Genomic DNA, 20482 nt, shown 5'->3' on the forward strand with positions numbered 1-20482 from the left:
TGGGCATCCGGATGAAGCCGACGGGCGGCCGGAGGTCCGGGATGGGGGGCTTGATTCGGGGGTCGATGCTGCGTGACTGAATCGTGCTTGTGAGTCAATATTGAGGGACTTACCCCTTTAGTTCAATTGCATTATTCTGAATCCCATGTTTAGGAGCGCTTAACATGGAAATGGACCCGCGCCGGCTGCTGGTTCTGCTCGCCGTGGCCCGTACCGGCGGCGTACTTGCAGCCGCCGATGAACTGCGGATTACACCCTCCGCGGTGTCGCAACAACTCAGCAAACTCGAGAACGAAGCTGGCCAGGCCTTACTCTTCCGGACCCCCAAGGGCTCAGTGCTCACACCCGCTGGACTGGCTATGGCGGAGGCAGGGGAAGAGATAGAAAGAGCGCTCAACGTTGCCCGCGCCCGTATGCAAAGCGAAGTCAACATCGCGGGAGTGGTCCGGGTAGGCGGCTTCACCAGCTTCATGCGCACAGTGGTGATTCCGCGTCTTCCCGAATGGCGCAGTCAGTACCCTCAACTGCAGATCCAGATCGTTGAGGACAGTTTCCCCGCGCTGATGCGGCTGCTCCGTCAACGTCAACTCGATGCCGTAGTGATTGAACAGGACTCGACGGCGGCAGAGCAGCGTCCCATGGCCGCCGGAATGGTGGAGGAACCCTTGCTGGACGAGCCATGGAAACTTGTGGTGCCTGCAGGAAGCCTGCTCGGTACAGACAACATCGACCTCAGCCGGCTGCCCTTGCCATGGCTGGGAGTGGAGCCGTCGGCAGCCAACACGGCAGTGCTGGGGCGCCTCCGCCACTCCACCGGAACCCGGATAGAGACCGTTCACCAGTACCACGACACACTCACCGCGCTGGCACTGGTTGCTGCCGGGGAGGGGGTGGCCATTGTGCCTACCCTGGCGCTGACGGGCGTGGTCCACGACCAAGTGGACATCCTGGACGTTCCCGGTTTGGGAACCCGGCACATCGCGCTGCGCCGCTTCGACCGGCGAAAAGCGGCGAGCCTGCCCGTGGACACAGTGGCCCGACTGCTCCGGGAATCGGCGGCTGCGTTCGATACCCGTTCAAGCGGCTGAAGCGGGCCTGCCCGGGGGCTTGGGTACCCGCCTGGTGGGGCCGCCGGGGGCTTGGGGTACCCGCCTGGTGGGGCAGCCGGTCCCATCGCGCGGCGGATGGTCTCGCCCGGTTCTCATAGCCATCGTTCAGCTCCGGCAGTGACGGGGTGATCAATGGCGTCGACAATGCGCTTTACTCCGTCCAATGTGACGTCTTATATCCCTAGCGGTTCGAGCACGTAGATTTCGAGAAACACGGAGATGAGGGATGGGGTTCGCCCACACTAGGGAAGACTAGCCCCATGACTCGACGCCTTCGCCTGCCTTTCGTCGCCCTTATCCTTGCAAGTACAGCCCTCTCACTGTCGGGTTGCGGCTACGAAGAAAAGGCCGCCTCCATCGAAGCAGCGCTAATCGAGGATGTTGAGCCCATCCCAGGTGTCATCACCGTAGATCCGCACGTCAACGCCAATACCTCGGGGACGTTCATTACGCTGTCGGTCACGGCCGACAGCTACGACGAGGATGAAATCAAGCGTGTGGCCAGGGAAGCCCTTAAAGTGATTCTGAACGATCCTCGAATCGGATACGGGTCGTTCTCAATGGGTGTCTTCAGCCCCGACAAAACGATCAACATCGGCCCCTCCGATGTGGGATGTCATGGAAAGGGAACCACGGACAGCCTCCGGGGGTGCGTCCTGTAGCTGGCCCGACCAACGCTGACTTCGTATGTCCGTGTCTACGGCCCTCGATGAATCGTAGGCAGCGGGTCCACTGAATCCGCGCCCACTACCCTATCCCGCCCCTGGGCTTTGGCGCTGTACAGCGCAGCGTCTGCCACATTGATCATGAATTTCAGATCCGGAACCTGGGCGCCGGTGGACGTCACACCATAGCTGACCGTGGGGTAGGGCAAACCGTCCGGGTCTGCCATGGCGGACAGGCGGCGGCTGATCTCCGAGGCGATGGCCTCGGCCCGCTGTTGCGTTGCGCCCGGTAGGAAAAGGATGAACTCTTCGCCGCCGTAGCGCCCCACAAGATCCGTCGACCTCACCGACGTAGTGCAAGCCTCGGCGAAAGCGCACAAAGCGGCGTCCCCGGCGGCATGCCCGTGCTCGTCATTGATGGCCTTGAAATGGTCGAGGTCCGCCAGGACCAGGGCTGCACCCTGGCGGGAAGCCGGACCTGCCAGCTCCTTTTCGGCCAGGCTCATGAAAGCGCCCCTATTCAGCAGCCCGGTCAGATGGTCCCGTTCGGCGCGTTCCCGGAGCCTTTTGATCAGGTGGCTGTTGCTGAGCGCGTTGATGGTGAAGGACAACGAAGCCAGGAGAATCACGTGCGTCAGGGCCGACGGCGCATAACTGAAGAACGTCCGGAACAAACTTCCATCCGGACCCTCCAGCACAAACGTCATGGCGCGGCCAAGGTAGTACAGGGATGTAAGTCCAGCGATGAGGGCGAGGAATCTGATCGCCCGGGACTGAGGGGACTTCGCAAACCACAGTTCTGCAGCGGCCATGCCAAGACCCGCCGCAGTCATGGCCAGATAGACCAAACCGCCGGACCACAGGCTGGATTCGGCGTCGTCCAGAGCTGATGTCAGGAAAGTGATCAGTGGTGCCGGCGTGGCTTGCCACCCACTGACTTTGTGGCCCCGAAGAGTTCGTGCGCCGGCCCAAATGCTGAAGGCTCCGGCCACAACCAGCGCTTTGCCCGGTGGATTGGCCCAGGGCAGGAAGGAGGTTCCGTTCAGCAGGAACGCAAAATTGCCGGCAAAGAAGAGGATCAGGGCAAGGCGCCACCAATCGGTGCATGCGGACCGCAACCGCCGGGATGCCACATGGGACAGAACTACCAGCGTTAACGTGACCACCCCCAGAAGCATCCTCACGGAGAAGGGGTCCAAGACAATGGCTCCCTCTTGCAAAGAGACTGCAATCATGGCTCAGTCCTGCTACCGGCTGACCACCGCGGAGTTCCTTCTTAACGGCCTCATGGCTCTTTGACCTCGCAAAACATTCAATCCCCCAATAAGTTGTGGCGGCTCGTTTGACCGCAAAACCACAGTCAAGCACGTTTTCTTCGTGCAGCGGACAACGGCCACCAGAAGCCGCAAAAAACTTTTTTCGATTTTCGCGTCACGATTCGGTGCTGGGCCGCACTGTAACCGTAAGGGTCCCTCTTGCTCGGACAACGGACTATCCACATACGCCGAAAAAATCGTTGCCACCCACACGCCCTGATGGTTCCATGGGGTTCATGGCTACCGCAGAGAGTTACATCATCGCGATCGGGACCAAGAAAGGCCTGTGGCTCGCAAACAGCGCGGACCGCAAAGAATGGTCCCTCTCCGGCCCGCACTTCCTGATGAGTGAGATTCCCAGCATCGGGATAGATACACGGGACGGCAAAACACGACTCATGGTGGGTGTCCGGTCCGAGCACTGGGGTCCCACAGTGGCCCACTCGGACGATCTTGGCCTCACCTGGACCGAGCCGGAGCAGGGTTCCATCAAGTTTCCGGATGGCACCGACGCCGCGTTGGAGCGCATCTGGCAGATATACCCGGACGCCGAGTCCCGCCCGGGAGTTGTCTGGGCCGGTTGCGAGCCGATCTCTGTGTGGAAATCAACCGACGGCGGTGAACACTTCGAGCTGAACCGGGGGCTTTGGGACCACCCCCACCGCAGCGAGTGGGGTGCCGGCTACGGCGGAGCGGCCGCGCATTCCATTGTGGTTGACCCTTCAGGGGAGAAGGTTCACATCGCCATGAGCACGGGCGGCGTCTACAGATCGCTCGACGGCGGTGCCTCCTGGGAGGCACGCAACAAGGGAATTTCGGCGTACTTCATGCCCGATCCCAACCCCGAGTTCGGTCAGTGCGTTCACAAGATCGCTGCCGATGCGGCCGTCGAGGACCGTTTGTACGCGCAGAATCATCATGGCGTCTACCGGACGGATGATGGCGGTGAGAACTGGGACTCAATCGCGGACGGACTGCCGGCGGATTTCGGCTTCGTCATGCTGACGCATCCTCGCCGTGAGGGAACGGCCTGGGTGGTTCCCTTGAAGGCGGACGGCGAACGCATCCCGCCGGACAGCAAACTCAGTGTTCACCGCACGGACGACGCCGGTGGAACGTGGAAGGAACTGCACACAGGCCTCCCGGACCACGAGTACAACGCCGTGCTCCGGGACGCAGCGTCCGTGGACACCGCCGAGCCCGCCGGCGTGTACTTCGGAACCCGCGGGGGTGCCGTGTATGCCAGCGCTGACGAAGGGGAGACCTTTACTGAAGTGGCAGCTCACTTGCCGGATGTGCTCTGCGTGCGCGCCGCCGTGGTGGTTGGCATTCCCACGGACAGCGAAGCAAAAGCCAGCGCCCCGGTGCCCGGGTAGGCCCGTTGTGGCTGACTTTACGGTCCTGTTGCCTGGCGTCCTGCAGCCACTGGTCGGCGGACAGTCCTATCTGACTGCGTCCGCCGACGGGGCTGTGACCGTTGGACAGTTGCTGGACTCGGTAACCGGAGATTATCCGGTGCTGGCCAGGCGTTTGCGTGATGAAACCGGTGCGCTGCGCCGCTACGTGAATATTTACGTGAACGGTGATGAGATCCGGCGTATTAAAGGTCTGGATACGGAGGTTGCGGCCGGTCAGGAGGTTTTGATCATCCAATCCGTGGCCGGCGGCTAAGGAGGGTTTGGGGTCGAGCCGGATCAGGCGACACGCCAAACACTGCATTCATCGGTATTGATGGCTTTCCGCATTCCGGAGGCATGGTCCATGATCCACACCACCCCGATTCCCGGCGCCGTTTCCTGGACTCGTCCCCGGCGGATCACTACGTCGTCGTAAGCAGGCCCTACGGACAGGCGGGCTTCGATTTCGTCCCCGCGGTGAAGCTGGCTGATCGCGCGTATACGTGTTGTGTGAGTGGTGGCTTCCTTCAGCATGGTGTCCTCCTGGCTGGAGCTGGTGCCTGCACTTGCCGGCTCTTCCAGTGTGGCGGGGCAATGTTGCCACGGTATTTCGGCCCGGTTAGGGTCCCGTTAGCATTCCGGGATGGTTGGGTTTCCACGTGAACAGCCCCGCCTGCCGGTCTGTCCGGCTACCCGGTTGTAGCCTGATCTCGGTTCTTGAGACTCACAGGAACCACAGGCTCCGGCTCAGGGAGATCGAATGGGTGCGCTTCGGCGATCAATCGCGTTATCTACAGGTTTGGTGGTGTTTGCTACCGGCCTGTTTTTCGTACAGACCCCCGCGACGGCGGTGCCGTTGCCCGGGCCCGAGAATCCGAACGTGCAGTTCGTGGAGGGGACGCCGCACTCGGAGCATACGTTCGAAAATCCCCCGGAGCGGGCCACACCATTCAATACCGGACCCGATACAAATGCCGGAACCGACGCCGGCGCAGCTGCAGCGGGGCCCGGCGGCGACATCCGGGTACGGCTGGTCACGGCCAAGTTGGCGGACAACACCAACACGGTATCCATGACTGGTGCCGAGCAAGCGGTGGCCGCTACCAGCAACTACTGGAAGGCGATGACAGCCAACAAGCTGTCCATGACGGTGAACACCAAGGTTGCCGGACACCAGTCCAAGGCGAAGTCCACCGATAGCTACAGCACCATCATTTCCACCATCACCAGCGAGCTGAATTGGTCGGCAAGCCCGTACACGGCGCTGGTGATATTCATTCCCACATCCACACTCTCCGGAAACGCCCTCGGGGCGGGGTACAGCAGCGGAAGTTACAGCGGCCGTGTCCTCCTGCCCCAAATCAGCGGATTCACGAACAACGTGATGAGTCATGAATTCGGGCACGTCATCGGCCTGATGCACGCGGACGCGCTGCAGTGCGGCAGTGGAGTGTCCGACGTCGGGGTTGACGGCAGCGGCCGCTTCACGGATCCCTCTTGCTACATCCGGGAGTACGGCGACACCACGGACATCATGGGTGCCGCCCAATTCGAATCGCCTGTGGTGAGCAGTTCGCTCTGGGACTATGCGGGGCTGGGCCGTGGAGATGAGATCCGCGACGTTGGCGTCGCTACGGGTGCCAAGACCTACACGCTCAAACCCTGGGGCGGAACCGAAGCCCAGCGTGCCATCAAGTTCACCGATCCCATCAGTAAAGAGGTTTACTACCTTGAGCTGCGGCAGGCCGCCGGCTACGACAGTTACCTCGACGATTCCGGCAAGCCATCGGGAAACCGGGGCGTCAAGATCGTCCAGCGCGGCGGAGCCACCGTCGCTTCATCGCTGATCCTCATGCCGTCCACCAAGCCGTTCCCGGAACCTTGGTACGCCACCAACCACGCATGGCAGGCCGGCAGCACTTTCACTACCTATACCGGCACCCAGGTCAGCATCAATTCGGTGTCTGCCACATCGGCGTCGGTCACTATCTTTGCCGACCCGAAGCTCACGGCGAAGATCCGCTTCTCCGTTGGCGATTTCGACGGCGACACGCTCAGCGACGTCCTCTCCCGCGAAGCGGACGGCTCGCTGATGCTGTACGCGGGGCTGCCCGGCAACAGGCTCAACAACCCCCGTGAGGTGGGCTCGGGGTGGAATGTCTTTGACGCCATCACCGGCATTTCAGACTTTGACGGTGACGGCCGCGGGGACGTCCTGGCGCGCACCAGCGACGGTGTCTTGTGGCTGTATCCGGGCGATGGCCGCGGCGGTTTCCTCGCCAAGCGGCAGGTTGGTTCCGGTTGGCAGGGGTTCTCAAACCTCATCGGCGTGGGAGACTTCGACGGCGACGCCCGGCCCGACCTCATGGCCATCAAGCCCGACGGCAGCCTGTGGCTGTATCCAAGTGATGGCCAAGGCGGATTCCGCGCATGGTCCCAGGTCGGCTCGGGCTGGACCGGCTTTACCAGCATCACTTCCGACGGCTCCTTTGGAGGCGCCGGCGCCGGACTGCTTGCCCGGGCAGGCGACGGCACTCTCTATCTCTACCCCGGCAACGGTTGGGGCGGTTTCGCGCCGCGCGTCGCCGTCGGAAGCGGTTGGAACACCGTGGGTGACATTGTGAGCGGGCAGGACTTCACGGGTGATGCGAAGTCGGACGTCCTGACGGTGACGTCCTCCGGGACCATGCGCCTCTACCCTGGCAGCGGCTCAGGGTTTGCCGATCGACTGGCCATTGGTGCCGGGTGGAACCAGTTCAGCCAGGTGTGGGAGGCAGGAGATTTCGACGGCGATGCTGTCGCGGACATTCTGGCGCGCGGCACCAACGGCGTGTTGTGGCTTTACCCCGGCAACGGTTCCGGTGGATTCCTGCCGAGGGTTCAGGTGGGCTCGGGCTGGGCTGCGTTCACCTCCGTACTCAGTGCCGGAGATTTCGACGGCGATGGTCACCCGGACCTCGTGGCACGGACTTCGGACGGGGTGCTGTGGCTGTATCCAACGGATGGACGCGGCCAGTTCCTGGCCCGCAAGCAGATTGGCACAGGCTGGCAAGGGTTCACGCAGATGCTCGCACCGGGTGATTTCTCCGGGGACGGCAAAGCGGATCTCGTGGCACGGGCTGCCGATGGGAAGCTGTGGCTTTACCCGGGCAACGGAGCCGGCGGTTTCCAGCCGTGGCGGCAGATCGGCACCGGCTGGAACGTCTTCGACTCCGTCATGCAGGGCGGTGACTTCGACGGCGATGGCACCGAAGACATCATGGCCCGCGGAACTGATGGTGCGCTGTGGCTCTACCCGGGCAATGGCAATGGCGGCTTCCTGGCCAGGACGTCCCTGGGATCGGGCTGGAACATGTTCACCACTTTTGCTGCCCTGGGGAATGGCTTCACGGGAACAGGGAATCCTTCCGTGGTTGGCGTAGCCGGGGACGGAAGATTGTTCCTTTACGTCGGCACCGGCCAAGGTGCGTTCCAGACGGTGGTGCTGGACCCGCGGTAGGGCTTTAGCCTCGGCAGCTGGGACGCTTCTCCCTGGTTGCGCTCCTCCCTGGTTGCGCTCCTCCACAGTTGCCCCGGCCGCACCTGGCTTGCGAACAGCGAAATGCCCGGCACGTCAGGAGACGTTCCGGGCATTTCCGTACTCCAAACCAGGTAACCGGGAAGGAGCGACAGGTTTAGACGTGCTGGTTTCGCGGGTGCAGGCCGAGTTCGGCAGTAGGAGTCTTGGCTGATTCCCGGGCCGTCATGGCGGAGACGGCTGCGATTACGCAGATCACCGCGGTGAAAATGGAGATCTGAACCCATCCGCCGGGCTTTGTTCCACCCAGGGCCGTGACGATTGCCGGGGCGAAGCCTGCCATGAGGAAGCCGAGCTGGGTGCCGATAGCCAATCCGGAGAAGCGGACTTTGGTGCTGAACATTTCACCGTAGAAGGACGGCCATACTGCGTTGGCAGCCGCGTAACCGAAGGAAAAGAACACCACGGAGACTACGAACATCAGCGGAACATTGCCGCCTTCAAGGGTGAGCAGGAAGACCGGAGTCATGACTGCGCTGGCAAAAGCTCCGTAGATGAAGACGGGCTTCCGGCCGATTTTGTCCGCCAGCATGCCGAACAGCGGCTGTGTTCCGAGGGCCACCACGTTGGCTACAACCACCAGCCAGAGGGTAATGGTGCTGTTGACCCCGGCTACATCCTGCGCGTATTTGATGGCCAATGTTCCGAAGACCGTACTTACTGCGGCGATGAAGGCGCAGCAGACCACGCGGAGGACATCGCGCCAGTGCAGCCTCAGGAGGTCGGCAACGGGAAGTTTGGAGATCTCATTGTTCTTCTTGGCTTCGGCGAAGGCCGGCGGCTCATGCAGGGTGCGGCGGATGAAGTAGGCCACCATGACCACAATGGCGCTGAGCCAGAACGGGATGCGCCAACCAATTCCGTACTTGATTTCGTCCGGCAGGGCCACCACGGGAATGAAGACGAGGGCCGCCAGGATCTGGCCGCCTTGGGTACCGGTAAGGGTCCACGAGGTGAAGAAGGAGCGGCGGTTGTCCGGCGCGTGCTCCAGTGTCATGGATGAGGCACCTGCCTGCTCGCCTGCAGCCGAGAGGCCCTGGCAGAGTCGGGCGAGAACCAGGAGGACGGGGGCCCACCAGCCGATGGTCTTGAAGTCGGGGAGGCAACCGATCACGAACGTGGCCGCACCCATCAAAACCAGTGTGAACATGAGGACTTTTTGCCGGCCGATCCTGTCGCCGAAGTGCCCCAGAATCACTGCGCCTACGGGCCGGGCAATGTACGCAAACCCGAAGGTGGCGAAGGACATGATGGCCGCGTTGGCATCTGCGGAGGGGAAGAAGACGTGCGGAAAAATCAGGGCTGCGGCTGAGCCGAAGATGAAGAAGTCGTAGTACTCGACGGCGCTGCCCAGGAAGCTGGCAAGTGCGGCTTTCTTGGGAGTACCAGTGGTGGTTTCAGTGCCTGGCGTCGCTGACGGCATTGTGTGGCTCATGGAGGGAGTTCCTTCTGTGACGACGATGTCGCGGATCTAGCTTCTGAGGGAAGACCAGAGCGAGGTGCGGCCGGATCAACCCGAAAGTAACCACATGGTGAGAGCTACTTGTGCAATACAGCAATGATGGCTGTGAGTGGGGTCACTTGTCAAGAGAACTCACCACCATCTAGAAATAGCTCTCACTATGTGAAAGCATCGAGTTATGAGTGTGAAAGAAGACACAAAGACCGACATGGTCGGCAAAGCCCTGGGTTTGTTGGTGCTGCTGGGCGACGAGCCGCGTGGCGCCAGCGCGGCAGATCTGGCGAGGAGTGCCGGCCTGCCCTTCAGCACCACGTACCGCTTGCTTGGCTCACTGACACGAGACGGCTTTGTGGATTACGAGCCCGACGGTCGCCGCTACCATCTTGGTTTGCGCGTGTTCCAGCTGGGCCAGCGGGTCTCGAATCACCACGGGTTCGCGGCCACGGCACTGCCCGTCCTGCAGCGGGTCACCGAACACACGCATGAGGCCACCATCCTGTCGGTCCGCGATGGCAATCATCATTTGACCGTCAACAAGGTGGACGGTCCCAAGACATTCCGAGTGACCAGCGACCCCGGCCACCTCGGGGCGCTGCACACCACGTCCGTGGGCAAGGCCATTGTGGCTTTCGAGGAGGAGGTTGAACGGAAGCGCCTGCTGGAGGAGCTTCCCCTGGATGCACTCACGGAGCGCTCCATCACGGACCGCGACGCCTTCCGGGCGGAAATTGAGCAGGTGCGCCGGCAGGGCTACGCAGTGATGGATGAGGAAAACGAGATCGGCATGCGCGCCGTCGCTGTTCCTGTCCTCAATTCGCAGGGCCACGCTTTCGCCTCGCTCGCAACGGCTGTCCCCGTCTTCCGGATGAGCATGGAGGAACTCATCGCCCACGTGCCCATACTGCAGGAGGCTGCGGCTGAACTCTCGGCCCGGCTGCCCCGGCGCTGACACCCCTTGTTGGGAGGCCCGCTTTGCGCCCCAAACTCGCCCGCAGGCACGCAAAGCAGGCCCCGCAACGCATAACCCCCTCGTTGGGAGGCCCGCTTTGCGCCCCAAACTCACGCGTAGGCACGCAAAGCAGGCCCCGCAACGCATGGACCACCCCATGCAGCACCCCCCGCAGGTCATTTGTTCGCGATAAGAACATGAGTGCGGATTATGAACATCTGTAGTAATCTAAATAACACCCGGCCAGGCGGCGCCCTCAGAAAGCGCCCAATGCCCGCGGTGCTGAAGTCAAAGGAGCTTTAGGATGAGCAACCGAGCCGAGTCCGTTCTGGTGGGCCTCATAGGCGAAGGCGTCATGCCCTCGCTCACGCCGCCCATGCACGAACGCGAAGCCGATGTGCAGGGCCTGCGCTTGCTGTACCGCCCCCTCGACCTCCTGGAACTGGCGCTGCCGGCCACCGCCGTCGGTGATCTCCTCACCGCAGCCCAGCGCATGGGCTTCAACGGCCTGAACATCACCCACCCGTGCAAACAGTTGGTGCTTGAACACCTTGATGAAGTTTCCGACGACGCCCGTCGCCTGGGAGCCGTGAATACGGTCCTGATCCAGGAAGGCCGGTTGATCGGCCACAACACAGACTTCTCCGGCTTCGGCTCGGCGCTCGCCGACGGGCTCCCCGAGGCAAAGCTGGACCGCGTGGTCCAGCTGGGCGCGGGTGGTGCGGGTTCGGCCGTCGCGTACGCCCTCCTCAAAGCAGGCGTCAGCACGCTGGACCTGGTGGACATGGATCCGGCCCGGGCTGCGGAGCGGGCCGCTGAACTCGGCGGGCTCTTCCCGGAAGCCACCGTCACACCGCGAAGCACGGCCGAGCTCCCCGAAATCATGCCCCTCGCGGACGGCTTGGTGCACTGCACCCCTATCGGCATGGCAGCCCATCCGGGTCTTCCCCTTGACATTGGGCTGCTGGAACCGCGGCACTGGGTAGCGGACATCGTGTACCGCCCCATCGAAACGCAGTTGGTCCGCGAGGCCCGCGCCAAGGGCTGCGACGTCCTCGACGGCGGTCGCATGGCAGTTGGTCAGGCGGCCGACGCTTTCCAGCTCATCACAGGACGAGAAGCTGACCGGGATCGGATGCGGGCGCACTTCCTTGAGCTGATTGCAGCGGAAGACGCAGCAGCACCCCAGCTTGCAAAGGCGGCCAACTGATGCGCACCGGTGTAGCTACGGTCTGCCTGTCCGGCACGCTGAAAGAGAAGATGCAGGCTTGCGCTATTGCGGGTTTCGACGGCATTGAAATCTTCGAGCAGGACCTGGTCACTTCGCCGCTCAGCCCTGAAGAAGTACGGAAAATGGCCGCCGATCTTGGCTTGGGCCTGGACCTCTACCAGCCGTTCCGCGATTTCGACGGCGTCACCCCGGAATTGCTGAAGGCCAACCTCAAGCGGGCCGAGGCCAAGTTCAACCTGATGGGGCGCCTTGGCATGGACACCATTTTGGTGTGCTCCAACGTGGCCACTGCCACCATTGATGATGATGACCTCAGGGTTGAACAGCTGGCCCAGCTCGCTGAGCTTGCCGGGGATCACGGCGTCAAAGTTGCCTACGAGGCACTCGCCTGGGGCAAGTACGTCAATGACTATGAGCACGCCTACCGCCTGGTGGACATGGTGGACCACCCGAACCTTGGCACCTGCCTGGATTCGTTCCACATCCTGTCCCGCGACTGGGACACAGCGCCGATTGAGCAGATCAACGCCGAGAAGATCTTCTTCGTGCAGGTTGCCGACGCCCCCAAACTTTCCATGGACGTTCTCTCCTGGAGCCGCCACTACCGCGTTTTCCCCGGTGAGGGACAGTTTGAGCTCGCCAAGTTCATGGGCCACGTGGTTCGTGCCGGCTACACGGGCCCGGTCTCCCTGGAAGTTTTCAATGACGTGTTCCGCCAATCGGACACCGAGCGGACGGCCGTGGACGCCATGCGCTCCCTGATCTGGCTTGAGGAGCAGAGCGCCAAATGGCTGGCCAGCAGCCCTACCCAAAGTGAAGCCGGCAACGTCAGCCCGTCCCGCCGTCGTTATCCCATGGAACTTGCCACCCTGCCCAAGGTGAACGAGCCCGCGGGCTTCAACTTCGCCGAGGTCAAAGCTGACGATACCGCGCAGCTGGAGAAGTTACTGGGCCAACTCGGATTCGGATTCGAGGGCCGGCACCGCACCAAGGACGTCCAGCTCTGGACCATGGGCCAAGCCCGCGTGATCATCAACGAGCAAGCGGCCTCGCACGCCGAGCCGGCTATCGCGGCGTTGGGGTTCGACGTCGACTCTCCAGTGATTGCCTCCGCTCGCGCCCAGCAACTCAAGGCGCCGGTGGTGGCCCGCAAGGTCCAGGCGGACGAGGAAGTGTTCCAAGGCATCTCCGCGCCGGACTCCACCGAGATCTTCCTCTGCCAGGGAAGCCCGGATGGAACCGCGGCGTGGACCCACGAGTTCGGCGAGGGGCTGGAGCACCCCTCCAGCGCCCGGAACGCAGTGATTGACCACGTCAACCTCGCCCAACCATGGCAGCACTTTGACGAAGCCGTCCTCTTCTACACCAGCGCCTTGGCACTGGAACCGCAGCCGTTCGCCGAGGTTCCCAGCCCCAGCGGCTTGGTCCGCTCGCAGGTGATGGAGACCAGCAACGGTGCGGTCCGGCTGGTCCTGAATCTGGCTCCGGCGCAGCAGGCGCAGGAAAAGGCACGCAAAACGTATCAGGAACACATCGCCTTCGCGGTGGACGACCTCGTGGGGACTGCCCGGTCCGCTCAAGAAAGAGGACTCGAGTTCCTGCAGATTCCGGCCAACTACTACGAGGACCTGGATGCCCGGTTCGATCTTGAACCTGGATTCCTGGCCACACTCAAGGAGCTCAACCTCTTGTATGACCGGGACGCCAACGGCGAATTCCTCCACTTCTACACCGCCACTGTGGGCAGTGTCTTCTTCGAAATGGTGGAGCGCCGCGGCAACTACGACGGTTACGGGGCGCCCAACGCCCCGGTGCGTCACGCCGTCCAATACGACTCGCTCCACCGGGTGTAAACCCACTGCCGCCCCGCAAACCAACAAGAACCGTCAACCGAAAGGAGCCGGCCGTGCCACACGAACAGACAGCACAGGCGCTCGAATCTGAGGAACTCGTGCCGCCCGCTGAGCCACATGCCGCGCATGCCGCGCAGGCTGCCCCCAAAAAGGTGGAAACCCAAGCGGATCTCAGCGCTGAGATGAAGGGCATCGGGGATCGCTACGCGGAGGCACTGAAGAACGGCCGCGGACCGGAGACCATGCCGCGGTTGGACTATGCGCCGTACCGCAGCAGCATCCTCCGGCACCCCACCAAGAGCCTGCACCACGCGGACCCGGAGACCATTGAGCTCTACTCGCCGGCGTTCGGTCACCAGGATGTTCACGCGCTGGAGTCGGACCTGACCATCCAGCACAACGGCGAACCCCAAGGTGAGCGCATAATCGTTGCAGGCCGCGTCCTTGATGGCGACGGCAGGCCTGTTGCCGGCCAACTCGTGGAAATCTGGCAGGCCAACGCCGCCGGACGCTACATCCACAAGCGCGATCAGCACCCCGCCCCGCTGGACCCCAACTTCACCGGCGTCGGGCGTTGCATCACCGGCGATGACGGCTCGTACAGCTTCACCACCATCAAACCAGGCGCGTACCCGTGGAAGAACCACCTGAACGCCTGGCGTCCGGCCCACATCCACTTCTCCATGTTCGGCTCGGAGTTCACGCAGCGGATCGTCACCCAGATGTACTTCCCGGGGGATCAGCTGTTCCCGCTGGACCCCATCTACCAGTCGATCGTGGACCAGGACGCCCGCGACCGTCTGGTGGCAGAGTACGATCACGAGCTCACCAGCCCCGAATGGGCGCTCGGCTACAAGTGGGACATCATCCTCACCGGTTCCAAGCGGACCTGGACGGAAAACGAAGCATACGGCGACGCCGGGGACGAGGAGTAGGCACATGAGCAAGCTGACACCCACACCGGGCCAAACCGTAGGCCCGTTCTATGGCTACGCGCTCCCGTTCGCTAAGGACAACGAACTCCTCGCACCGGGCAGTCCGGGAAGCATCCGTCTCCAAGGCACGGTCTACGACGGCTCCGGCAGCACCATTCCGGATGCCATCCTGGAGATTTGGCAGCCGGATTCCGACGGCAACATCGTCCAGCGCACCGGCTCCCTGGTCCGCGACGGCTACACGTTCACCGGTTGGGGCCGCAGCTCCGTGGGCAACTCCGGCGTGTACACATTCACCACGGTCAACCCCGGCCCCACGGCTCCCGGCGCAGCGGCGTTCATCTCCGTGGCCGTCTTCGCCCGCGGCCTCATGAACCGCCTCTTCACCCGCGTGTACCTGCCGGAGAACGAGGAAGCGCTGGCCAAGGATCCCCTGCTGAGCTCGCTGGATCCTGAGCGCCGCAAGACGCTCATTGCCCGCCGTGACCCCGACGGCGGCCTCACGTGGGACATCCGCCTCCAGGGCGGCGATGAAACTGTCTTCCTGGACTTCCAGCGGGACGGTTCGCTGGAAACAAGCGTCAACGCGGACCACTCAGCAAGGGAAAACCAGGCATGACCGACGGCGACTTCGGCCTCCTCAGCCCGGTCTCGGCATCGCCCGCTGTGGCAAAGCTGACCGGTGACCGTGCCGTGATCGCGGCAATCCTCCACGTCGAAGCCTCCTGGGCTGCCGTTCTCGAGGAGGCGGGACTAGCACCCGCCGGATCCGCCGCTGTGGTGGCCGAAGCCGCCGACGCCGACTCCTATGATGCGGCCTCCCTGGCCGAACGTGGACAAGCCGGCGGAAACCCGGTGATTCCGCTGCTGGGTGACTTGCGCGCCCGCGTCCGGGAGTTGGATACCTCCGGCCTTGGCGCCGCTACAGCGGTCCACGCCTCGCTGACCAGCCAGGACGTCCTCGACTCCGCCCTCATGCTCGTGGCCAACCGCACCGTTTCTTCGTTGCTGGCAGAGGTTAAAGGCACGACGACGGCGCTGGCCACCTTGGCGGGGCAGCATGCGGACACGCTGTGCGTGGGCAGGAGCCTGACGCAGCATGCACTCCCGTATACGTTCGGGCTCAGGGTTGCGCAATGGTTCCAGGGCGTCGCGGCTGCGGCTGCGCGTTTGGAGTCACTTGAGTTGCCGGTTCAGTTTGGCGGGGCCGGTGGAACGCTGGCCTCCGGGACCAAGCTCACGGCGGGCACCAGCTCCACGCCCTTCACCTTGGCCGACTCCCTGGCCGCGCGGCTCGGCCTCGCACCCGCTCCCGCCCCGTGGCACACCAACCGGCTGGCAGTAACTGCCCTCGGGGATGTCCTGGCCGCATTGCTGGATTCTTTCGGCAAGATCGCCGCGGACCTGTTGTTCCTGAGCCGCCCGGAAGTGGGCGAACTCGGCGAACCGTTGGCTGCCGGCCGTGGCGTTTCCTCAGCCATGCCGCAGAAACAGAACCCCGTGCTGTCAGTGCTGATCCGCAGTGCCGCACTGCAGGCACCCGGTCTCGCATCGCAACTGCACCTTGCCGCGGCAAACTTCAACGATGAGCGACCCGACGGTGCCTGGCACAGCGAATGGCCGGCCTTGCGTCAGTTGCTGGCGCTGGCGCTCGGGGCTGCAGGACACCTTCGCGAGCTCGCCGAAGGCCTCCGTGTTTTCCCTGATGCGATGCGTCGGAACCTGGAGATCTCGGGACCGCTGCTGCTCAGCGAAGGTGTGTCGGCCGCCGTCGCGCCTCTCCTCGGTGAGGACGGAAAGCAGAAGCTGCAGGGCGTCGTCGACGAAACCCTGAAGGCTCCCGCCGCGGAACAGTCCAGAATCTACAGCAAACTCCTGCGCGAAACGGTGCCCGCGGACAAGCTCTCCGATGCTGAACTTGAGGCACTCCTGGACCCCGCCAGCTACCTTGGCGAGGCTCAGGAGATCAGTCGCAGGATCCTCGCCGCTTACCCCAACTATGCAGGAACCCCAACGAAGGGAGCCCCTCGTGGCTAAGCCAACCGTCAAAGCCGTGCTGCTCTCCCCGCAGCGCGAACTCGGAGCCAAACCCCTCGTGGTGGTAGGTCCGTCGCTGGGTACGTCCACTGTTCTCTGGACCGAAGCCGCGGCGCTCCTCGGTGATGACTACGACGTCATCGGCTGGGACCTCCCCGGCCACGGCATCTCGCCAACCGTCACGGAAGGCTTCGATGTTGCGGAACTCGCGGACGCCGTCGTCGATCTTGTTGACTCTGTTTCGCCGGGTGCGTCCTTTCACTATGCGGGTGTTTCGCTCGGTGGGGCCACCGGGTTGCAGCTCGGCATCAAGCACGGCCACCGCCTTCGCAGCCTGTCCGTCCAGTGCAGTGGTGCCAAGCTGGGCACCCCCGAAGGCTGGCTGGAGCGCGCCGAAACGGTCCGCAAACTGGGCACACCCGTGATGATCCAAGGCTCGGCGGAACGCTGGTTCGGTCCGGGGTTCATGGATCGCCAGCCGGAGATCAGCAGCCGCCTCCTGCACGCCCTCCGGGACGCTGATCGCTTCGGCTATGCGTTCTGCTGCGAAGCCCTCGCCGCCTTCGACGTCCGTGAGCAGCTCGGCAGCATCACCGTCCCCACGCAGCTGATTGCCGGCGTCGAGGATTCTGTTGCACCGCCGTCGATCGCCGAAACGGTTGCCGCGGGTATCCGCGCGGGTGGCGGTACCGCTGAGGTTGCAGCGCTCGACGGCGTGGGTCACCTCGCGCCGGCCGAGGCGCCAATCGTCGTGGCTGAACTGATGCGCAACTTCATGAAGGAGAACGGACTGTGAGTACTGTTTCCGGCGATGCCGAACGCAACGGCGCCGTACAGCCTGACGCCACCGCGCAGGACATTTACGACGCCGGGATGGCGGTCCGCCGCGAAGTGCTGGGCGATGCCCACGTGGACCGCGCCAACGCTGCCAAGGACTCCTTTACCGACGATTACCAGGACATGATCACCAGGATCGCGTGGGGTGGCATCTGGACGCGGCCGGGCCTGAGCCGGCAAATGAGGTCCGCCGTCACCCTCACGGCCCTGGTGGCGCACGGTCACTGGGAGGAGCTGGCCATGCATATCCGGGCAGCCCTCAACAACGGCCTGAGCAGGGGAGAGATCAAAGAGATCCTGTTGCAGACCGCAATTTATTGCAGCGTGCCGTCGGCCAACTCGGCGTTCAAGACGGCCCAAAAAGTCTTCGCCGAGATCGACGCCAACCAACCCAACTGAGTCGCACTTCAGGTCGTTCTGAACGCTGAAAACGGCTTGAACTGTTACTCAGTTGGGTAGAGAGAACGAAGGAAAACCCATGAATCAGGCTTTTGTGTACGACGCCGTGCGCACGCCCTTTGGCAAGTTCGGCTCCGGCCTGGCTGCCGTCCGTCCCGATGACCTTGCTGCCCACGTGGTGCGCGAGTCCGTTAAGCGTGCGCCCGGCCTGGATGTCGACCGGATCGACGAGGTGGTGTTCGGCAACGCAAACGGTGCCGGCGAAGAAAACCGCAACGTCGCGCGCATGGCCACCCTGCTCGCCGGCCTGCCCGTCTCCATCCCCGGCACCACGGTCAACCGGTTGTGCGGCTCGTCCTTGGATGCGGCGATTATCGCTTCCCGTCAGATCAATGCCGGAGACGCCGATCTCATGCTGGTGGGCGGGGCTGAATCCATGTCCCGAGCACCGTGGGTCCTGCCGAAGACTTCCAAGCCCTACCCGGCCGGTGACATGACGCTCGCGTCCACCACGTTGGGTTGGCGTTTGGTGAACCCTGCCATGAACAAGGACTGGACCATCTCCTTAGGCGAAGCCACCGAACGGTTGCGGGAGAAGTACGGCATCACCCGGGAGCGGCAGGACGCTTTTGCGGCTGATTCGCACAACCTGGCTGATGCTGCGTGGAACGAAGGCTTCTACGATTCTTTGGTGACGCAGGTTCCGGGCACGGATCTGGTCCGCGACGAGGGCATCCGTGCCGGCTCATCGGCGGAGAAGCTGGGCGGTTTGAAGACGGTGTTCCGTCCTGAGTCTGACGGGCCCGACGGCGGTACGGTCACCGCCGGGAATGCCTCGCCATTATCTGACGGTGCTTCGGCGGCGTGGATCGGCTCGGAGGCTGCTTCTGGGCTGCTGGGCATGGAGCCGTTGGCCCGCATCGCCGGCCGTGGTGCGCATGGCAATGACCCCCAGTTCTTCGGGTTCGCTCCGGTGGAGGCCGCGAACAAGGCCCTCGCGAAGGCGGGCATCGGCTGGGACCAAGTTGGCGCCGTCGAACTTAACGAGGCGTTTGCCGCGCAATCGCTGGCGTGCGTCGACGCGTGGGGGATTGACCCGTCCATTGTGAACCGGCACGGTGGCGCAATCGCGATGGGCCACCCGCTGGGCGCTTCGGGTACCCGCATCCTTGGTACGCTCGCCCGTTCCCTGCAGGCGTCCGGGCAGCGTTGGGGCGTTGCGGCAATCTGCATCGGTGTTGGACAGGGTTTGGCCGTTGTGTTGGAGAACGTCACTGCCGGCGCGTCGGCATAAGAAGGGTTGGATCATGCTGAATTTTATTGACACTGTTGGCGAGGCTGTCGCCGGCATCAAGGACGGCTCCACCGTGATGATCGGCGGCTTCGGCAACGCCGGGCAGCCGTTCGAACTGATCGACGCCCTCATGGACTGCGGCGCCAAGGACCTGACCGTGGTGAACAACAACGCCGGCCAGGGCGACCAGGGCCTCGCGCTGCTGATCAAGGAAGGCCGGGTCCGCAAGATGATTTGTTCCTTCCCGCGGCAGTCCGATTCATGGCACTTCGATGCCAAGTTCCACGCTGGCGAGATCGAACTGGAGTTGGTTCCGCAGGGCAACCTGGCCGAACGCATCCGGGCTGCCGGCGCCGGAATCGGCGGGTTCTTCACGCCCACCGGATACGGCACCACCTTGGCTGAAGGTAAGGAAACCCGGTTGCTGGACGGGAAATGGCAGGTGTTCGAGACTCCGATCCACGCAGACGTCGCGCTGATCAAGGCACTCAAGGCCGATGGCAAGGGCAACCTCATCTACCGCAAGACCGCACGGAACTTCGGCCCGATCATGGCTGCTGCGGCCAAGCACACTATTGTGCAGGTCTCGGAGATTGTGCCTACCGGTTCCCTGGACCCGGAGAACGTGGTGACCCCCGGGATTTACGTCAACAGCGTGGTCCGCGTCGATTCTGCCGGAACTAAGGAAAAGGTGGCCTGATCATGAGCACCCAAACAAGCATCCAGACCTCCGAAAAGCCGCTGGGCCGCGACGAACTCGCCCAACTGGTGGCCCGCGACATCGTCCCCGGATCCTTCGTGAACCTGGGCATCGGCCAGCCGACACTCGTGTCCAACTACCTCACCGAGGAGCAGAACATCACCCTCCACACGGAGAACGGGATGCTCGGCATGGGCCCGGCCGCTGTTGGGGATGACGTCGATGGTGACTTAATCAACGCCGGCAAGATCCCCGTCACCGAACTTCCCGGGGCCTCGTACTTCCATCACGCCGACTCATTCGCAATCATGCGCGGCGGACACCTGGACATCTGCGTTCTCGGCGCCTTCCAGGTTTCCGCAACGGGTGACCTCGCCAACTGGCACACCGGCGCACCGGACGCGATCCCCGCCGTCGGTGGGGCCATGGACCTGGCCACAGGCGCCAAGGACGTGTTTGTGATGATGACTTTGCTGACGCGCGAGGGCGTGTCCAAGCTGGTGGAGCAGTGCACCTACCCGCTCACCGGCGTCGGCTGCGTGACTCGGGTGTACACGGACAAGGCTGTCTTCCTGACAGGACCCGACGGCGTCACCGTGCGCGAAACCTTCGGCTGCACCTTCGACGAAATCCAGGAACTGGTACCCCTGCCCCTGAAGAAAGCAGAGTAGGCCCCGCAACGTCCGGCCTCCGCGTTGTGGGGCCCGCTTTGCGTGGTTGG

19 protein-coding genes are annotated in these 20482 nt (G+C 63.3%); 16 read left to right on the plus strand and 3 right to left on the minus strand.

Going from position 1 to position 20482, the window contains the following annotated elements; all coding sequences use genetic code 11:
• The first annotated feature begins 164 nt into the window (after nt 1-164).
• Both BACI9J_RS00215 and BACI9J_RS00220 read left to right on the plus strand, forming a co-directional pair.
• A complete protein-coding gene (locus BACI9J_RS00215; RefSeq protein ID WP_159732067.1) occupies nt 165-1088 on the plus strand; it encodes a LysR family transcriptional regulator in 924 nt (307 codons plus the stop codon).
• Nucleotides 1089-1369: 281 nt separating this feature from the next.
• Nucleotides 1370-1771 (plus strand): hypothetical protein, encoded by a 402-nt coding sequence (locus BACI9J_RS00220; protein WP_159732070.1) that lies wholly within the window; start codon nt 1370-1372, stop codon nt 1769-1771.
• Between the two features lie 35 nt (nt 1772-1806).
• Here the strand turns inward: BACI9J_RS00220 and BACI9J_RS00225 are convergent, their stop codons facing one another.
• Entirely contained in the window at nt 1807-3009 is a 1203-nt protein-coding gene (locus BACI9J_RS00225) for a GGDEF domain-containing protein (protein ID WP_159732073.1), read from the minus strand.
• A gap of 308 nt (nt 3010-3317) precedes the next feature.
• Here BACI9J_RS00225 and BACI9J_RS00230 point away from each other — a divergent pair, with 308 nt between their 5' ends.
• Together BACI9J_RS00230 and BACI9J_RS00235 are read left to right on the plus strand one after the other, a co-directional pair.
• Nucleotides 3318-4466: a WD40/YVTN/BNR-like repeat-containing protein gene (locus tag BACI9J_RS00230; RefSeq protein WP_159736285.1), complete on the plus strand. Its 1149-nt coding sequence runs from the start codon at nt 3318-3320 to the stop codon at nt 4464-4466.
• Between the two features lie 7 nt (nt 4467-4473).
• Nucleotides 4474-4761, plus strand: coding sequence for a MoaD/ThiS family protein (locus BACI9J_RS00235; protein ID WP_159732076.1), 288 nt, complete (start codon nt 4474-4476; stop codon nt 4759-4761).
• 23 nt (nt 4762-4784) lie between these two features.
• Here BACI9J_RS00235 and BACI9J_RS00240 read toward each other — a convergent pair whose 3' ends face one another.
• Entirely contained in the window at nt 4785-5021 is a 237-nt protein-coding gene (locus BACI9J_RS00240; protein WP_017197342.1) for a hypothetical protein, read from the minus strand.
• Between the two features lie 346 nt (nt 5022-5367).
• Between BACI9J_RS00240 and BACI9J_RS00245 the strand changes: the two genes are divergently transcribed.
• On the plus strand, nt 5368-7986 hold the full coding sequence (locus BACI9J_RS00245) for an FG-GAP-like repeat-containing protein (protein WP_236558244.1): 2619 nt from the start codon (nt 5368-5370) through the stop codon (nt 7984-7986).
• A 175-nt stretch (nt 7987-8161) separates the two neighbouring features.
• Here BACI9J_RS00245 and BACI9J_RS00250 read toward each other — a convergent pair whose 3' ends face one another.
• On the minus strand, nt 8162-9499 hold the full coding sequence (locus BACI9J_RS00250) for an MFS transporter (protein ID WP_159732082.1): 1338 nt from the start codon (nt 9497-9499) through the stop codon (nt 8162-8164).
• Nucleotides 9500-9704: 205 nt separating this feature from the next.
• Between BACI9J_RS00250 and BACI9J_RS00255 the strand changes: the two genes are divergently transcribed.
• The 11 genes from BACI9J_RS00255 (at nt 9705) to BACI9J_RS00305 (ending at nt 20432) form a co-directional block, all read left to right on the plus strand.
• Complete coding sequence (locus BACI9J_RS00255; protein ID WP_159732084.1) at nt 9705-10475, plus strand: IclR family transcriptional regulator; 771 nt, start codon at nt 9705-9707, stop codon at nt 10473-10475.
• Nucleotides 10476-10779: 304 nt separating this feature from the next.
• The gene (locus tag BACI9J_RS00260; RefSeq protein WP_159732087.1) at nt 10780-11685 is read left to right on the plus strand and encodes a shikimate dehydrogenase; all 906 of its coding nucleotides are present in this window, start codon (nt 10780-10782) and stop codon (nt 11683-11685) included.
• Complete coding sequence (locus BACI9J_RS00265; RefSeq protein ID WP_159732090.1) at nt 11685-13559, plus strand: bifunctional sugar phosphate isomerase/epimerase/4-hydroxyphenylpyruvate dioxygenase family protein; 1875 nt, start codon at nt 11685-11687, stop codon at nt 13557-13559. The genes BACI9J_RS00260 and BACI9J_RS00265 overlap by 1 nt, the downstream gene beginning before the upstream one ends.
• A gap of 53 nt (nt 13560-13612) precedes the next feature.
• Nucleotides 13613-14494 carry a protocatechuate 3,4-dioxygenase subunit beta gene (gene pcaH / locus BACI9J_RS00270; protein ID WP_159732093.1) on the plus strand — a complete coding sequence of 294 codons (882 nt, stop codon included), beginning with the start codon at nt 13613-13615 and terminating at the stop codon, nt 14492-14494.
• A 4-nt stretch (nt 14495-14498) separates the two neighbouring features.
• The gene (gene pcaG / locus BACI9J_RS00275; protein WP_159732096.1) at nt 14499-15113 is read left to right on the plus strand and encodes a protocatechuate 3,4-dioxygenase subunit alpha; all 615 of its coding nucleotides are present in this window, start codon (nt 14499-14501) and stop codon (nt 15111-15113) included.
• Nucleotides 15110-16531, plus strand: coding sequence for a lyase family protein (locus BACI9J_RS00280; RefSeq protein WP_159732099.1), 1422 nt, complete (start codon nt 15110-15112; stop codon nt 16529-16531). Before pcaG ends, BACI9J_RS00280 begins: the two co-directional genes overlap by 4 nt.
• A complete protein-coding gene (locus tag BACI9J_RS00285) occupies nt 16524-17327 on the plus strand; it encodes an alpha/beta fold hydrolase (protein WP_159732102.1) in 804 nt (267 codons plus the stop codon). Before BACI9J_RS00280 ends, BACI9J_RS00285 begins: the two co-directional genes overlap by 8 nt.
• Complete coding sequence (gene pcaC, locus BACI9J_RS00290) at nt 17324-17767, plus strand: 4-carboxymuconolactone decarboxylase (protein ID WP_159732105.1); 444 nt, start codon at nt 17324-17326, stop codon at nt 17765-17767. Before BACI9J_RS00285 ends, pcaC begins: the two co-directional genes overlap by 4 nt.
• A gap of 79 nt (nt 17768-17846) precedes the next feature.
• Nucleotides 17847-19061, plus strand: a complete 1215-nt coding sequence (locus BACI9J_RS00295) for a thiolase family protein (protein WP_159732108.1) — start codon at nt 17847-17849, stop codon at nt 19059-19061.
• Nucleotides 19062-19074: 13 nt separating this feature from the next.
• Nucleotides 19075-19761, plus strand: a complete 687-nt coding sequence (locus BACI9J_RS00300) for a 3-oxoacid CoA-transferase subunit A (RefSeq protein WP_159732111.1) — start codon at nt 19075-19077, stop codon at nt 19759-19761.
• A 2-nt stretch (nt 19762-19763) separates the two neighbouring features.
• Complete coding sequence (locus BACI9J_RS00305; RefSeq protein ID WP_159732114.1) at nt 19764-20432, plus strand: 3-oxoacid CoA-transferase subunit B; 669 nt, start codon at nt 19764-19766, stop codon at nt 20430-20432.
• Nucleotides 20433-20482 lie beyond the last annotated feature (50 nt).

Source organism: Arthrobacter sp. 9V, assembly GCF_902506065.1.
Classification (GTDB): domain Bacteria; phylum Actinomycetota; class Actinomycetes; order Actinomycetales; family Micrococcaceae; genus Arthrobacter.

Coding starts and splice junctions, on each gene's coding strand:
- BACI9J_RS00215 (WP_159732067.1), top strand. CDS start 165: ATGGAAATGGACCCGCGCCGGCTGCTGGTTCTGCTCGCCGTGGCCCGT.
- BACI9J_RS00220 (WP_159732070.1), top strand. CDS start 1,370: ATGACTCGACGCCTTCGCCTGCCTTTCGTCGCCCTTATCCTTGCAAGT.
- BACI9J_RS00225 (WP_159732073.1), bottom strand. CDS start 3,009: ATGATTGCAGTCTCTTTGCAAGAGGGAGCCATTGTCTTGGACCCCTTC.
- BACI9J_RS00230 (WP_159736285.1), top strand. CDS start 3,318: ATGGGGTTCATGGCTACCGCAGAGAGTTACATCATCGCGATCGGGACC.
- BACI9J_RS00240 (WP_017197342.1), bottom strand. CDS start 5,021: ATGCTGAAGGAAGCCACCACTCACACAACACGTATACGCGCGATCAGC.
- BACI9J_RS00250 (WP_159732082.1), bottom strand. CDS start 9,499: ATGAGCCACACAATGCCGTCAGCGACGCCAGGCACTGAAACCACCACT.
- BACI9J_RS00255 (WP_159732084.1), top strand. CDS start 9,705: ATGAGTGTGAAAGAAGACACAAAGACCGACATGGTCGGCAAAGCCCTG.
- BACI9J_RS00260 (WP_159732087.1), top strand. CDS start 10,780: ATGAGCAACCGAGCCGAGTCCGTTCTGGTGGGCCTCATAGGCGAAGGC.
- BACI9J_RS00265 (WP_159732090.1), top strand. CDS start 11,685: ATGCGCACCGGTGTAGCTACGGTCTGCCTGTCCGGCACGCTGAAAGAG.
- pcaG (WP_159732096.1), top strand. CDS start 14,499: ATGAGCAAGCTGACACCCACACCGGGCCAAACCGTAGGCCCGTTCTAT.
- BACI9J_RS00280 (WP_159732099.1), top strand. CDS start 15,110: ATGACCGACGGCGACTTCGGCCTCCTCAGCCCGGTCTCGGCATCGCCC.
- BACI9J_RS00295 (WP_159732108.1), top strand. CDS start 17,847: ATGAATCAGGCTTTTGTGTACGACGCCGTGCGCACGCCCTTTGGCAAG.
- BACI9J_RS00300 (WP_159732111.1), top strand. CDS start 19,075: ATGCTGAATTTTATTGACACTGTTGGCGAGGCTGTCGCCGGCATCAAG.
- BACI9J_RS00305 (WP_159732114.1), top strand. CDS start 19,764: ATGAGCACCCAAACAAGCATCCAGACCTCCGAAAAGCCGCTGGGCCGC.